The organism is Curtobacterium sp. BH-2-1-1 (genome assembly GCF_001806325.1).
Taxonomy (GTDB): domain Bacteria; phylum Actinomycetota; class Actinomycetes; order Actinomycetales; family Microbacteriaceae; genus Curtobacterium.
In genome coordinates, this window is sequence record NZ_CP017580.1 from 2,722,551 (window position 1) to 2,736,731 (window position 14,181).

Sequence of the window (14,181 nt, forward strand, 5' to 3'; positions counted from 1 at the left end):
GGGACGGCCGCCGTCGCCCGGGGTTCAGTGTCCTCGGTCTCCCTGCGGGACCTTGAGGAAGTGGATCATCACGAACGCGCAGGCGTACAGGCCGACGAACGTCCAGGTCACGGCCTGGCCGCCACCGCCCAGCGCGAGCACCGCGGCGACGACGCCCGTGCCGAGGAACGCGGCTCCGCCGGCGGCCGTGGTGTACATCGCCATCGCGGCGCCCTTGTGCTCGGGGGCGAGCGCCGGCATGATCGCGCCCATCGGGACGAAGCCCGCGAGCAGGCAGCCGAACACACAACCGGCGACGACGGAGAGCACGTAGCCCCAGTCGGACCCGGCGGGGACGAGCTGGGGGACGTACCACCAGGCGATGAGCCCGAGCGCGGACCCGACGATGCCGAACCACTTGACGGTGCGCTGCCAGCCGATCTTGTCGCCGACCCAGCCGAACAGGGCGTTCACGAGGATGTTCGTCGCGTAGACGCACACCGTCATGAGCAGCCACCGGCTCTGGCCCCAGCCGCGCTCGTTCGCGATCACCGCCGGGAGGATGACGAACATGCCGAACTCCGGCGCGGTGTTGATCAGACGGACGAGGAAGCCCATCAGGATCTTCGGTCGCGTGGCCGTCAGGCGGATGCCGCTCGTCAGCACGCGCCAGGCGCTCTCGCCCTCCGGCGCGATGCGGGAGAACCCGTTCGGCAGGCGCACCCCGAACAGCAGGATGAGGAACCCGATCACGACGAGGCCGATCGAGGCGATCATCGCGCCGGTCTCACCGACCGTGCCGCCGCCGAACACCGGGATGGCGCCGATCGCGAAGAGCGAGCCGAGCGTGGGCAGACCGCCGGTGAAGGCGACGTAGAACCAGCCGACGGCCGAGCCGTTGCGCTCCACGGGCGTCGTGATGTTCACCCAGACCAGGAACGCGAAGGCGAACAGCGGGTACCCGAAGCCGCGGATCGCGTAGGCGACGGCGGCGAACGGCACGCTGCCGAGTCCGAGGGCGATGAGGAACAGGACCTCGAACACGACCCAGACGGCGAACCCGAGGATCATCACCCGTCGCGGACCGATCAGGTCGGCGAGTGCGCCGGAGACGTAGCTCCCCACCAGGGCGGCGAGGCTGTAGAACGTGACGATCGTCGCGACCGTGGCCTCGGGGGAGCCGAGGACCGCGACCATGTGCGGCGTGATGAAGTTCGACTCGACGCCGTTGCCGGTCATGAAGACCAGGACGGCGAGGAAGCCGAGGGCGAGCGGGCGGGGGATGCCCATCTTGTCGAGCCGGCCCTCGGTGCGGGGCATCGTCGGCGCACCGGTGGCGCGCTGTGTCGTCGTTGACATGCTTGCTGACTCCTGTGGTGGCTGCGGCTCAGGTCTGCAGGGACGGGATGATCGAGACCTTGACGCTCGCGCCCGCGGAGTCGCCGACGAGGTCGAGGGCCTCTTGGAAGCGCTCGAGCGGGAACTGGTGCGTGCAGATCTCCGACATCGGCAGGGTCTCGGCCTCGAGCAGCTTGATCGCCGCCGGCCAGGTGTGCGGGCCGAGGTGGGCACCGCGGACGTCGAGCTCCTTGTCGTCCGAGATGATCGACCAGTCGACGGACACGTTGTCCTTGAAGACCGAGTACTCGACGAACGTGCCGAGCTTGCGGAGCAGGTTGAGGCCCTGCGGGACCGCGGACGGGTGCCCGGTCGCCTCGATGTAGACGTCGGCGCCGTACCCGTCGGTGAGTTCCTTGACCCGGGCGACCGCGTCGTCCTGGGCGATGTTGATCGTGATGTCGGCACCGACCTTGCGGGCGAGTTCGAGCTTGTCCTCGACGACGTCGAGCGCGACGATCCGCAGCGGGTTCTTCTGGCGGGCACCGGCGATCGCGGAGAGCCCGATCGGCCCGGCGCCGGCGATCACCACCGTGTCGCCGAACTTGATGTCGCCCCGCTCGACGGCATGGAACGCGCACGAGAGCGGTTCGGCGAACGCGGCGACCTGCCCGGGGAGGGCGCTCGACACCGGGTGGGTCAGGGCCTTCGCCGGCACCAGGACGTACTCGGCCATCGCGCCGTCGTAGCCCTTGAAGCCGAACATGTCGTGCACGTTGCACATCCAGTACGCGCCCTCGAGGCAGTAGCGGCACTCCCAGCACGGCACGATCTGCTCGCAGGCGATCCGGTCGCCCACGGACACCCCGCGCTTGGCGAGGGTGGCGTCGTCACCGGCGACGATCGTGCCGACGAACTCGTGGCCGGGGATCCGGTCGGTGTCGGCCCAGGCGGGGCGGTTCTCGTCGCCCCAGAACTTCGCGGCGCCGTGGTAGCACTTCAGGTCGCTCGCGCAGATGCCGACGGCGTCGGTGCGGAGCAGGAGTTCGCCGGGTCCGGGGGTCGGCACGGGGCGGGTCTCGAGGCGGTAGTCCTCGGGGCCGTGGACCACGACGGCGCGCATCGTGGTCGGGATCTCGGTGGGCGTCGCGGCCGTGGTGGTCGCGTTCTCGGTCGTCGTCGACATGAGCTGCTCCTTCGTCGGGGTGCTTCGGCGACGACTGTACACCCCGCGGAACGTTTGTCCAGAACACAATTTCTGGTACGGTCGGCGCAACGCAAGGGAGCGAACATGACCACCGACTTCGCCGCAGCCCTCCGACCGGGCCCGGACACGATCGACCTGACGAACGACTTCAGCGGCCGCACGGCGGTGGTCACGGGCGGGGCGTCCGGCATCGGCAACGCGATCGCCGTGGCCCTCGCGTCCCGCGGCGCCCGGGTCGCCGTCGTCGACGTGCGGGCGGACGGCGCAGCAGCCGCCGCGGCAGCGCTGCCGACCCCCGGCGAACCGGCCCACCTCGGCCTCGGCTGCGACGTCACGGACGAGACGTCGGTGGCCCGCGCGGTCGCCGCCGTCACCGGTGCCGCCGGCGGGATCGACGTCCTCGTGAACTGCGCCGGCGTCGCGCTGCTCGCCCCCGCCGAGGACCTCGACCCCGGTGCCTGGGCCACGACCATCGACGTCAACCTCACCGGCACCTACCGGGTCGCCCAGGCCGTCGGGCGCCACATGCTCGCCGCCGGGTACGGCCGGATCGTGAACATCGCCTCGCAGGCAGCGCACGTCGGCATCGACGGCCACGCGGCGTACTGCGCGTCGAAGGCCGGTGTCATCGGGCTCACCCGCGTGCTCGCGCTCGAGTGGGGCGGACGGGGCGTCACCGTCAACACCGTGTCGCCGACGGTCGTGCTGACCGACCTCGGCCGCGGGGCGTGGGCGAACGAGAAGGGCCTGCGCCACCAGGACGAGATCCCCACCGGACGGTTCGCGACACCCGACGAGATCGCCGCCGCCGTCCTGTTCCTCGCCGGGGAGTCGAGCGCCATGGTGAACGGCGCCGACCTCCGCGTGGACGGCGGGTTCACGATCCGCTGACGCGTGCCAGGGCTACGATCGCCCCATGTCCGCCGAGAACCCCGCCGCCGAGGGTGCCCGGACCCGCTTCCCGCTCGACACCGTCTACCAGGCCGCGCGGATGTACTACCTCGAGGACGCCACCCAGGTCGAGATCGCCTCGCGCCTCGGAGTGTCCCGTCCGACGGTCAGCCGGCTCGTCGCCGAGGCGCGGAAGGCCGGCCTGGTCCGGATCGAGGTCGTCGACCCGTTCCAGGACGAGACCGTCGCGCTCGCCGAGCGGCTGCAGGTCGTGCTGGGACTCCGTGCCGTGCACCTCGCCGCGGTGACGCACACCGCCACGCTCGGCGCCGACCTCGCCGCCCCGCTCGCCGCCGCGGTCGAGGGGATGGGGCTCGTGCCGGGCGACGCCGTGCTCATGTCGTCGGGTCGGACGGTGTACGACGTCGCGCACGCCGGCATGCCGCAGCTGCCGGGCGTGCAGCTCGTCCCGACGGTCGGCGGGCAGGCCGACCCGATGCCGTGGTTCCAGACGAACGAGATCACCCGCGCAGCCGCCGAGCACTCCGGCGCGATCCCGGCGTTCCTGTTCGCGCAGGCCCTGCCGTCACCGGCGATGCGGTCCTCGCTCGACGAGGACCCCGCGTTCCAGCACGTCGTCGGCCTGTGGGGTCGGGCGAAGGGCGCCATCCTCGGCATCGGCGCGCCGACCCCGACCCGCGACGCACTCGCGCGCGGCGTCCCGGTCGAGGACGCCGTCTTCGACCAGGCGGCGGGTGACGTCTGCCTCAACTTCTACGCCGCGGACGGCTCGGCGATCGAGTTCCCGGGCAGCGACCGGATGGTGCGCACCTCCCGCGAGGTCCTCTCCGCCGTCCCGCACGCGATCGGCGTCGCGGTCGGTGCCGCGAAGGTGTCGAGCATCGTCGGCGCCGTCCGCGGGCGACTCGTCAACGAGCTGGTCACCGACGCGGCCACGGCGCGCGCCCTGCTGGACGCGCTCGCCTGAGCGGTTCCCACCTGTGGGCCTGGAGGCGCGGTGCGGGCCCGCACCGCGCCTCCAGGCCGTCAGGCGGTACGTCTACTGCGTGCGCCGCACGTCCCACAGGTGGTGCACCGGGTCGTGCGCGGAGTAGGTGGCGAGCGTGGCGACGGTGAACGCGCTGCCGTCCGACCGGAGGCCGGTGCGTCCCAGCTGGTCCTCCCGGACGTCGTCGAATGCACGGGCAGCACGGTGCGCCGCCTCGCCGAGCTCCCGCACGACGGTGGCGGGGTCCTGCTCGCCGTAGCGGTCCTCGACGGCCGTGGCGTCCTGGTCCCAGTTCGGGAAGGTCGGGGCGTCCTCGGTGAGCATGAGCGTCAGCCGCTCCGCCATCTTCCGGTGGACGTCACGCACGTGCGCGGCGTACTCGAGCGGTGACCAGGTGTGGTCGTCGGGGCGGTCGCTCACGTCCGCACGGTCGAGGATCGCCGGCCACGCCGAGGTGTTCGCGTCGATGATCCCCGGGACGTCGCGGATCGTGACCGTGCTGCCGTCGTAGCCGCACTCGGGGCACGCGGACTCGATGACCCACGTCCAGTTCTTCGTCTCGGGTTCGATCGCCATGACTGGATGTTATGGCCTCGTTACGGTCCGCCCCGATCCGCGTGCCCGAGGCGATCGGTGCTGACCCCCGTTCGGGTGACACGCCGGTTCCTGTGAATCACCGGCCAATGACATTTCGGTTGCTCGGTAACGTCGTCCGCTGTTCCCGGGCCGGTACCCGTCGGCCCGCCGATCCTCGAGGAGAGATGCATGGGCTCCGATCCCAGCAGTACCCCCACCCGACCGCACCGACGCCTTCGCGAGAGCGACGTCACCGTGGTCGACAAGAGCATGATGCGCCGTGCCGTGAGCGGCATGGTCGTCGGCAACACCATGGAGTGGTACGACGTCGGCGTCTACGGCTACCTGGCCGTCACGATGGGGAAGGTCTTCCTCCCCACGGCCGAACCCTCGGTCCAGATCCTGTTCAGCCTCGGTGTCTTCGCGGCGACGTACATCGCCCGGCCGCTCGGCGGCATCGTGTTCGGTCGTCTCGGCGACCGCATCGGGCGGCAGAAGGTCCTCGCGACGACGCTCATCATGATGGCGGCGTCCACGTTCCTCATCGGGGCGCTGCCCGCCTACGCCACGATCGGGGTGTTCGCGCCGATCGTCCTCGTCGCGCTGAAGCTCGCGCAGGGCTTCTCGACCGGCGGTGAGTACGCCGGGGCGACGACGTTCGTGACCGAGTACGCGCCGGACCGTCGCCGCGGCTTCTTCGCCAGCATCCTCGACTTCGGCAGCTACCTGGGCTTCGCGCTCGGGGCCACCGTCGTGTCGGTGCTGCAGCTCACCCTGGGCGAGGAGGCGATGACCGCCTACGGCTGGCGCTTCCCGTTCCTCGCCGCCGGGGTGATCGGCGTCGTCGCGATCTACTTCCGCCTGCGCATCGAGGAGTCGCCGGTGTTCCAGGCCACCCAGGCCGCGCAGGAGGCCGCGTCCGAGACCCGTGCCTCGCTGTCCGGGGAGCGCCCGGCGAACGTGTTCGTCATGGTCCGCGACCACTGGCGCCCGATCGTCATCGCCGTGATGCTCGTCGCCGCGTCGAACACTGTCGGGTACGCGCTGACCTCGTACATGCCGACGTACCTCACCGACTCGCTCGGCTACTCGGCGCTCGACGGCACGCTGCTCACCATCCCGGTGCTCGTGCTGCTCGCGGTGATGCTCCCGCTCACGGGCAAGCTGTCCGACAAGCTCGGCCGTCGCGTCGTGATGTGGATCGGTGCCGCGACCACCGTCGTGCTCGTCGTCCCGGCGTTCCTGCTGATCGGGCACGGCGCGCAGTGGTCGACGCTCGCCGGGCTCGGGCTCCTCGCGCTCATGACGGCGCTGTGGGTCTCGAACCAGGCAGCCTCGCTGCCGGCGCTGTTCCCGACGTCGACCCGGTACGGCGGCATGGGGTTCGCGTACAACATCGCGATCGCGGTGTTCGGCGGGACCACGCCCCTCATCGTGCAGGCCCTGCTCACGGCGACGGGCGACGAGCTCGCGCCGGCGTACTTCCTGATGGCGATGAGCGTCGTCGGGGCGATCGGGGTGTTCTGCATGAAGGAGTCCTCGCGACGCCCGCTGCCGGGTTCGATGCCGGCGGTGGAGACCGCCGAGGAAGCTCGCGAGCTCGTCCTCACGCAGGACACGAACCCGAACCTCGACCTGGGGGACCTGCCGTTCGCCGCCGAGGACGCTGCCCGCCGTGCGCGCGAGCGGGAGATGAGCGCGGTGCGCTGACGCGGCCCGCTGACGCGACCACGGACGGGAGGCGCGGTGCGGGTCCGACCCGCGCCGCGCCTCCCGTGCGTGCGTGCGTCTGTGCGCATGGTGCGACGTTCCACCAGTCGATCGACGCGTGTCTCGTCGGAAGATGCGCGCGCACTGACCGAGCGCGCACCCGCACCCGCCGCGGGCGTCACTCGTGCCGGTGCTCCTCCGACGGGTCGAGCGCCGGCCACACCGGGAACGGGTCGGCCCACATGCGCCACACCTCCGGCCCCGCGAGCAGCTCGTCTGACGTGAGGAGCGCCCCGTCCAGCGCCCGCTCGATCGCCGGCACGTCCAACCGCTCGCCGACGAACCAGAGCGCCTGCCCGATCGGCGCGTCCGCGTCCCACGACGGGTTCGCGGTCGGGTCGAGCGCCAGCATCGCCCCGAGGCTCGACCACGACCCGACGTGGTCCGGCCGGGAGGCGAGCCGGAAGAACCCACGGGACCGCAGCACCCGGCCGTTCCGCCCCGCGGCCAGCTCCCGTTCGATCACCGACGCCAGGCGGCCGGGGTGGAACGGCAGCGGCTCCCGGTAGCGCAGCGCGACCAGGCCGTCCCGCGGGTCCCGTCCGACCGAGCCCGAGAGCGCCCGCATCCATCCCGCTCCCTGGGCGAGGACCCGCGCCGCTCCGCCGTTCGACGCGGGCAGGTCGGCCGCGCTCCGGATCGACGAGAGCGCCACGACGACCGCCTGCGGGGCCAACCGGTGGAGCAGCGCGAGCAGACCGCGGCGGCGCTCCAGCGGCACCGGGCCGACCCGGTCGAGGACGATCACCGTGGCGTACTCGACGAGCGACGCCACGCGGTCGGCCGCGACGAACGCGTCGTCGACCTCGGACCAGAGCAGGTGCGCCACGTCGTCGGCGCGCAGCACGCTCACCACGTGGCGGAGCACCCGGTCGTCGCCGGTCTCCGCGCGCGCGGCGTTGGCGAGCATCATCCCCACCGCCCGGGTGTCGGCACCCGGCGGGAGCGTGACGACGAGCCCGTGGTCGGCATCCGGCCCGCAGACCCGGTCGAGGTGCTCGGCGCGGTCGGCGACGGCTCGGACCGCGGCGACGGCGTTCGCGGGCGCGTGCATCCGGTGGCCGGTCGCGAGCCGGACGGCCACGCGGTCGGCGTCGACGTCGTGCAGGGCGGAGACGAGGGTGATGGAGGCGGGACGCATGTCGGCTAATGTACATGATCATCGTTCTCATTAATGAGGACACCGACACAGGAGGTCGCTCGTGAAGGTCCGCAACTCGCTCAAGGCGCTCAAGAAGATCCCGGGGTCGCAGGTGGTCCGCCGCCGCGGCCGTGTCTACGTCATCAACAAGCAGAACCCCCGGTGGAACACCCGGCAGGGGTGACGTCACCGGCGTTCCGTAGGGTGGCTCCATGCGACTGCTGCTCATCCGCCACGGCCAGACCCCAGCGAACGTGAACGGCGTGCTCGACGCCGTCGTCCCCGGACCGGGCCTGACCGAACTCGGGCAGCAGCAGGCCGACGCCCTGCCGGCAGCGCTCGCCGACCGGGGGATCGAGCGGCTGTTCGTCTCGACGATGGTCCGCACGCAGATCACCGCGGCGCCCCTCGCCACGTCGCTCGGCCTCGAGCCGGTGGTGCTGCCGGGCCTCCGCGAGATCGAGGCCGGCGACACCCAGGGCAAGCGCGACCAGGTGTCCGTGCAGACGTACATCTCGACCGTGCACGGCTGGTCGCTCGGGGACCGCACCACCCGGATGCCCGGCGCCGAGAGCGGGACCGAGTTCTTCGCGCGCTACGACGACGCGGTCCGGCAGATCCTCGAGACCGGCGTCGACGTGGCGGCCGCGGTCAGCCACGGAGCGGCCATCCGGACGTGGGCGAGTGCCGCGGCCGACAACACGCCGGACCACTTCGGCACGAAGCGCCACCTCGAGAACACCGGGATCGTCGAGCTCGAGGGGTCGTTCGACGACGGCTGGCGCCTCGTCGACTGGGAGGGCGAGCCCGTCGGCGGCGAGCAGCTCATCGACCGGACGGCGCAGGACCCGACCGGCGAGCGGTTCTGACGCGACCAGCAGACAGACGGGAGGCGCGGTGCCAGCTGGCACCGCGCCTCCCGTCCGTGGTCGGTCGCGTGGACTACGCGAGCTGCGAGGCGGACGTCAGCGGCACGATCACCCGGTGCGCTTCGCGCAGGACGTCGAGCGTCTGCTGGACCTCGTCCGCACGCTCCTCGGGCGTCCAGCCGAGCGACCCGGCGAGCACGTCGGCCAGCTCGTCGAGCAGGTCGATCGTGACGCCGCCCACGAACGCGAGGTTCGTGCGGCGCAGCACCACGTCGACCAGGTGCACGGCCTGCTCGTGCTCCGCGAAGTACGCGACCTCGGCGCGGGTCAGCGCCGGGTCCGACTCGAGGGGCTCGACCGGTCCGTCGACCAGGACGTCGACGACCTCGGCGGCACGGGTGCCGTAGCGCTCGAGCAGCCCCTCGACGACGGATGCGTCGAGACCGTCGCGGTGCGACTTGATCCAGAGGGCGCGCTGGGCGTCCGTGGTCGGGAAGTCCTTGCCGCCGCCGATCGCCATGCCGGTCGTGTCGACCGTCCGGGTGATGCCGAGCTTCGTCGTGACGTCGGTGGAGAGGTGCGCGGCGAGGGCACGGAACGTGGTCCACTTGCCGCCGACGAGCGACAGCACCGTGGTCCCCGGCAGCCCGCCGATCGGGGTGTCCACGATCCGGTAGTCACGCGAGACGAAGCCGGGGGCGGTGTCCTCGTGCCGGGGGAGCGGGCGGATGCCGGAGTAGCTGTAGACGATGTGGTCGCGGGTGAGCGCGATCTGCGGGAAGACGTGCTCCACCAGGCCGAAGAAGTAGTCGATCTCCTCGTCGGTGGTGGTGACGGGCTTCGCCGGGTCGGCGTCGATGTCCGTCGTGCCGATGAGCACCCGGCCCTTGAGCGGGTAGATGAGCACGATGCGGCCGTCGTTGTTCTCGAAGAACAGCTCGCGGCCCTTCGTCGCCTCGAGCAGCTCGGGGTTGTCGACGACGATGTGGGAGCCCTTCGTGCCGCCCATGAACTTCGTCTCGCCGCCGAACGCCTGGTTCGTGAGGTCGGTCCAGGGTCCGGACGCGTTCACGACGACGTCCGCCGTGAAGACGAACTCCTCGCCGGTCTCACGGTCGCGGAGCAGGACGCCACCGTCGCGGGTCCCGGCGGCCTCGACGTAGTTCACCGCACGGGCGGTCGACGCCGAGCCCTCGCCCGTCCCCGCGGCGAGGCCGTCCTTGAGCACGTCGAGCGCCAGGCGCTCCGGCTCGTGCACCGAGGCGTCGTAGTAGGTGCCCGTGTACTTGAGGTCCTTGTTGAGCGCCGGCATGTCCGCGAGCGCGGCCTTCTTCGTGAGGAAGCGGTGCTTCGGGACCGAACCGCCGTCGCGCGAGAAGGAGTCGTAGATCGTCATGCCGATCTTGATGAGCGCGGCACCGCGCTCCTTCGTCGAGCGCTGCTTGTGCGTGAGCATCCGCAGCGGGGCGTTCATGATGCCCGAGAACGTCGAGAAGATCGGCATCGTGGTCTGCAGCGGCTTGACGTAGTGCGGGGCGATGCGGATGAGGCCGTTGCGCTCCTGCACGCTCTCGCGGACGAGGCGGAACTCGCCGTTCTCGAGGTACCGGATGCCGCCGTGGATCATGTGGCTCGACGCGGCGGACGCGCCCGAGGCGTAGTCGCCTCGCTCGACGAGGGCCACGTCGACCCCCTGCAGGGCGAGGTCGCGGAAGGTGGCGATGCCGTTGATGCCGCCACCGACCACGAGGACCTGTGCGTTCGGGCGCTCCGTGAGCGCGTTCACCGTGTTCCGGGGCTGCGTCTTCTTCGACATTGCTGCGTCGCTTCCTTCGTGGGTTCCGTGGTGGTTCGACATCGATCGTGCGCCTCCGTGAGAAGGCGGGCAACTCGCGTGCACGAACGTGCAGCACACGTGTCCGGACGGGGCGATCGAGGGTCGGGAGGCACGACAGGGGTTGCAGAGGCCGTGCACGTCCGTGCATGCTCGGTTCCCATGAATGACGCAGCGCAGCCCATGCGCACGCAGCAGGCGCTGCGCGCCGCGCATCTGTACTACCTGCAGGACCTGACGATGGACGCGATCGCCGACGAGCTCGGCACCTCGCGGTCGTCGGTCTCCCGCCTGCTGAAGTACGCGCGGGACACCGGACTCGTCGACATCCAGATCCGCTCGCCCCTCGACCAGGCCGCGGCGCTCAGCCGGAGCATCCGATCGCGCTTCGGGGTGCACGCACACGTCGTGCCGGTGCCGGACCACACGAGCGACGTCGACCGACTCGAACGCGTCGCCCTGTCCGCTGCGCGCATCCTGACGCAGTACGTCGAGTCGAACATGGTGATCGGGATCTCGTGGGGCTCGACCGTCAGCGCGGTGAGCCGCTACCTCGTGCCGAAGACCACGCACGGCTCCACGGTGGTGCAGATCAACGGCGCCGCGAACACCCGGACGACGGGCATCGTCTACGCGTCCGAGATCCTGCGGCGGTTCGGCGAGGCGTACGGCGCGTTCGTGCAGCAGTTCCCGGTGCCGGCGTTCTTCGACGACCCGGCCACGAAGCAAGCGCTCTTCCGGGAGCGTTCGATCCGCCGGGTGCTCGACCTGCACGAGCGCATGGACCTCGTCGTCTTCGGTGTCGGAGCGCCCCAGGCCCCGGTGCCCTCGCACGTGTACTCCGGCGGGTACCTCGACCCGTCCGACCGCGACGAGCTGACCAAGGCCCAGGTCGTCGGTGACGTCTCGACGGTGTTCTACCGCGCGGACGGCTCGTGGAAGGACATCGGGGTGAACGCCCGAGCCGGGGCTCCGGACCTCGACACGATCAAGCGTGCGCCGCGCCGGGTCTGCGTCGTGGCCGGACGCTCGAAGGCCGCGTCGCTGAAGGGCGCCCTCGCCGCCGGGTTGATCACCGACCTCATCCTCGACGAGAGCGTCGGGCAGGCGATCCTGCAGCCCTGACCCCGGGGGTGCGGTCCCGATTGTCGGTGGTGCCCCGTAGGTTCTCGACCATGGTTGCCACGATGGACACCCGCCACTCCGGTGGCGCCTGCAGCGTCGGGGACACGCGGTACTCGCGGCGGATCGCGGGCACCGACGTCGACCAGGCGCTCGCCTTCTTCACCGGGGACTACGACTTCCGCTCGCCCGCGGTCCGGCGGACCCACCGCGACACCCGCTGGGACTTCGCCGGCGTGGGCGACGAGCTGTTGTCGCTCCGGTCCTCGCGATTCCTGGTCGACCTGCGGAGCGACAGCCGTGTCGACGACGCGTTCCTGGTCGCCTGGATGCGCAGCGGGTCGAGCACGATCACGTACGGCGGGAACTCCCACGAGCTCGAACCGGGCGTGCCGGTCGTGCTGCCCTTCGCCGACACCTACGAGCTGCACCACCGCGACATCGGCCTGAACCTCGTGCACCTCGACGCGGGGTTCCTCCGCTCGGTCGTCGGCGAGGACGACTTCGCGTTCGAAGCGCTCCGCCGCCCGACCGCCGACGGCATGCGGGCGTGGCAGTCGGTCGTGCGGGCGTACTCGTCGACCTGGCTGGACGTCGGGCACGAGCTCACCGCGGTCGCCCGGCGTGACATCGCCGAGGCGTTCGCCACCGCGGCGGTCGCGGCCTTCCCCGAGCGGAGCCGCTGGCGCACGACGGTCACCGGCAGCGGGCCCGAGCACGAGCGGGTCCGCCGTGCGCTCGAGTACGTCCACGAGCACGCGCGCGACGCGATCGGGACGCCGGAGATCGCCGCGGCGGCTGGGCTCAGCCCGCGCGGCCTGCAGCAGTCCCTCCGCCGGCACCTCGACCAGACGCCGGGCGACCTGCTCCGCGGCGTCCGGCTCGACGGTGCTCGTGCCGACCTGCTGCGCGGCGACCGTGACGACACCTCGGTGGCCGACATCGCCCGGGCGTGGGGCTTCGGGCACCTCGGGCGCTTCTCGGCCACGTACCGGGCACGGTTCGGGGAACTGCCGAGCGAGTCCCTCCGCGCTCGGTAGCGTGGCGGGATGGACACCGTCGTCACCGCCCTCCGTTCCGCGCTCGCCGACCCGGACGGCGTGGTCGTCCGGACGGAACGCGGTGTGCTCGACGCGGCACGGACGGACAAGTCCGGCTGGATCGCCCCGGGCGGCCCCGTCGCCGTGGTCGAGGCCCGGACGGTCGAGCACGTGCAGGCGACCCTCCGGACGTGCTCCGGGCTCGGCGTCCCGGTCGTCCCGCGTGGCGCCGGCACCGGGCTCGCGGGCGGGGCGAACGGCACCGAGGGCACCGTCGTCCTGAGCGTGGCGCGCATGGACCGCATCGTCTCGGTCTCGACGGAGGACGAGTACGCGGTGGTGGAGCCCGGCGTGCTGAACGGCGACCTGAACGCGGCCGTCGCCGAACACGGCCTGCGGTTCGCGCCGGACCCGGCGAGTGCGGCCATCGCGAGCGTCGGCGGGAACATCGCCACGAACGCCGGCGGCCTGCGGTGCGTGAAGTACGGCGTCACGAGAGAGGCAGTGCTCGGCCTCGACGTCGTGCTCGCGGACGGGCGGCTCGTCGCCACCGGGCACCGCACCGTCAAGGGCGTCACCGGCCTCGACCTCACGGCGCTGCTCGTCGGGTCGGAGGGCACGCTCGGGGTGATCGTCGGCGCGACCGTCCGGCTCGTGCCGATCCCGGCGGGGGAGCCGGCCACCCTCGGCGCCGTGTACCCGACCGTCGAGGCCGCAGCCCGCGCCGCGGCGTCCGTCGTCGCCGGGGCGGAGCGTCCGTCCACGGTCGAACTGCTCGACGCCGCAGCACTCGAGGGGATCGCGGCCCACCTCGGGCCGCAGGTGATCGCCGAGACGGTGGGGAGCACCGCGGCGGGCGGGGTGTTCCTCCTCGTGGAGTACGACGGGCCGGGTGCGACGGAGGCGGCGCTCGGAGCCGTGCCGCGCCTCCAGGCCGAGGGCGGGACCGTGCACCTGGCCGGGTCGGCGGCGGAACGCGACCGCCTGCTGACGATCCGTCGGTCGTTCCACCCGGCCATGGAGGCGCGTGGCCGGGTCCTCATCGAGGACGTCGCGGTGCCGCGCAGTCGGCTCGCCGAGATGTTCGCGTGCGTCGAGGCCATCGGGCAGCAGTACGGCATCGCGATCCCCACCGTCGCGCACGCCGGGGACGGCAACCTGCACCCGAACTTCGTGTTCGAAGGCGACGAGGTGCCGCAGCACGTGTGGGACGCGGCCGACGCGATGTTCCGGGCGGCGATCGAGCTCGGCGGGACGCTGACGGGGGAGCACGGCGTGGGGGTGCTCAAGCGGCGGTGGATCGGCGACGAGCTCGGCGACGACGTGCTCGAGCTGCAGCGGGGGATCCGACGGGTGTTCGACCCCGCGGGGATCCTCAACCCGGGCAAGGTGTTCTGACGCCGAA

Annotated in this window: 13 protein-coding genes; 8 read left to right on the plus strand and 5 right to left on the minus strand. The window is 71.8% G+C overall.

Features of this window, described 5'->3' with window-relative positions; all coding sequences use genetic code 11:
* Positions 1 to 24 precede the first annotated feature (24 nt).
* Complete coding sequence (locus BJK06_RS13005; protein WP_217637371.1) at positions 25 to 1,338, minus strand: MFS transporter; 1,314 nt, start codon at positions 1,336 to 1,338, stop codon at positions 25 to 27.
* A 28-nt stretch (positions 1,339 to 1,366) separates the two neighbouring features.
* A complete protein-coding gene (locus BJK06_RS13010) occupies positions 1,367 to 2,503 on the minus strand; it encodes a zinc-binding dehydrogenase (RefSeq protein WP_070418252.1) in 1,137 nt (378 codons plus the stop codon).
* A gap of 105 nt (positions 2,504 to 2,608) precedes the next feature.
* On the opposite strand from BJK06_RS13010, the gene BJK06_RS13015 reads away from it, so the two are divergent.
* Together BJK06_RS13015 and BJK06_RS13020 are read left to right on the plus strand one after the other, a co-directional pair.
* Positions 2,609 to 3,415: a GolD/DthD family dehydrogenase gene (locus BJK06_RS13015; RefSeq protein WP_070418253.1), complete on the plus strand. Its 807-nt coding sequence runs from the start codon at positions 2,609 to 2,611 to the stop codon at positions 3,413 to 3,415.
* A 25-nt stretch (positions 3,416 to 3,440) separates the two neighbouring features.
* Positions 3,441 to 4,403 carry a sugar-binding transcriptional regulator gene (locus BJK06_RS13020; RefSeq protein ID WP_070418254.1) on the plus strand — a complete coding sequence of 321 codons (963 nt, stop codon included), beginning with the start codon at positions 3,441 to 3,443 and terminating at the stop codon, positions 4,401 to 4,403.
* Positions 4,404 to 4,475: 72 nt separating this feature from the next.
* Here BJK06_RS13020 and BJK06_RS13025 read toward each other — a convergent pair whose 3' ends face one another.
* Positions 4,476 to 5,000 carry a DinB family protein gene (locus BJK06_RS13025; protein WP_070418255.1) on the minus strand — a complete coding sequence of 175 codons (525 nt, stop codon included), beginning with the start codon at positions 4,998 to 5,000 and terminating at the stop codon, positions 4,476 to 4,478.
* A gap of 189 nt (positions 5,001 to 5,189) precedes the next feature.
* On the opposite strand from BJK06_RS13025, the gene BJK06_RS13030 reads away from it, so the two are divergent.
* Positions 5,190 to 6,710: an MFS transporter gene (locus BJK06_RS13030; protein WP_070418256.1), complete on the plus strand. Its 1,521-nt coding sequence runs from the start codon at positions 5,190 to 5,192 to the stop codon at positions 6,708 to 6,710.
* A 178-nt stretch (positions 6,711 to 6,888) separates the two neighbouring features.
* Here the strand turns inward: BJK06_RS13030 and BJK06_RS13035 are convergent, their stop codons facing one another.
* Positions 6,889 to 7,911, minus strand: a complete 1,023-nt coding sequence (locus tag BJK06_RS13035) for a GTP-binding protein (RefSeq protein ID WP_070418257.1) — start codon at positions 7,909 to 7,911, stop codon at positions 6,889 to 6,891.
* Positions 7,912 to 7,972: 61 nt separating this feature from the next.
* Between BJK06_RS13035 and ykgO the strand changes: the two genes are divergently transcribed.
* Both ykgO and BJK06_RS13045 read left to right on the plus strand, forming a co-directional pair.
* Complete coding sequence (ykgO, locus tag BJK06_RS13040) at positions 7,973 to 8,095, plus strand: type B 50S ribosomal protein L36 (RefSeq protein ID WP_022905672.1); 123 nt, start codon at positions 7,973 to 7,975, stop codon at positions 8,093 to 8,095.
* A 28-nt stretch (positions 8,096 to 8,123) separates the two neighbouring features.
* Entirely contained in the window at positions 8,124 to 8,780 is a 657-nt protein-coding gene (locus BJK06_RS13045) for a histidine phosphatase family protein (RefSeq protein ID WP_070418258.1), read from the plus strand.
* Between the two features lie 73 nt (positions 8,781 to 8,853).
* Here BJK06_RS13045 and BJK06_RS13050 read toward each other — a convergent pair whose 3' ends face one another.
* Entirely contained in the window at positions 8,854 to 10,596 is a 1,743-nt protein-coding gene (locus BJK06_RS13050; RefSeq protein WP_070418259.1) for a glycerol-3-phosphate dehydrogenase/oxidase, read from the minus strand.
* A gap of 180 nt (positions 10,597 to 10,776) precedes the next feature.
* Between BJK06_RS13050 and BJK06_RS13055 the strand changes: the two genes are divergently transcribed.
* Genes BJK06_RS13055 through BJK06_RS13065 form a run of 3 tightly spaced genes read left to right on the plus strand, consistent with a single transcriptional unit; the run spans position 10,777 to position 14,174 of the window.
* Positions 10,777 to 11,739 carry a sugar-binding transcriptional regulator gene (locus BJK06_RS13055; RefSeq protein ID WP_070418260.1) on the plus strand — a complete coding sequence of 321 codons (963 nt, stop codon included), beginning with the start codon at positions 10,777 to 10,779 and terminating at the stop codon, positions 11,737 to 11,739.
* Between the two features lie 50 nt (positions 11,740 to 11,789).
* Complete coding sequence (locus tag BJK06_RS13060) at positions 11,790 to 12,776, plus strand: helix-turn-helix domain-containing protein (RefSeq protein WP_083295242.1); 987 nt, start codon at positions 11,790 to 11,792, stop codon at positions 12,774 to 12,776.
* A gap of 9 nt (positions 12,777 to 12,785) precedes the next feature.
* Positions 12,786 to 14,174: an FAD-binding oxidoreductase gene (locus BJK06_RS13065; RefSeq protein WP_070418262.1), complete on the plus strand. Its 1,389-nt coding sequence runs from the start codon at positions 12,786 to 12,788 to the stop codon at positions 14,172 to 14,174.
* Positions 14,175 to 14,181 lie beyond the last annotated feature (7 nt).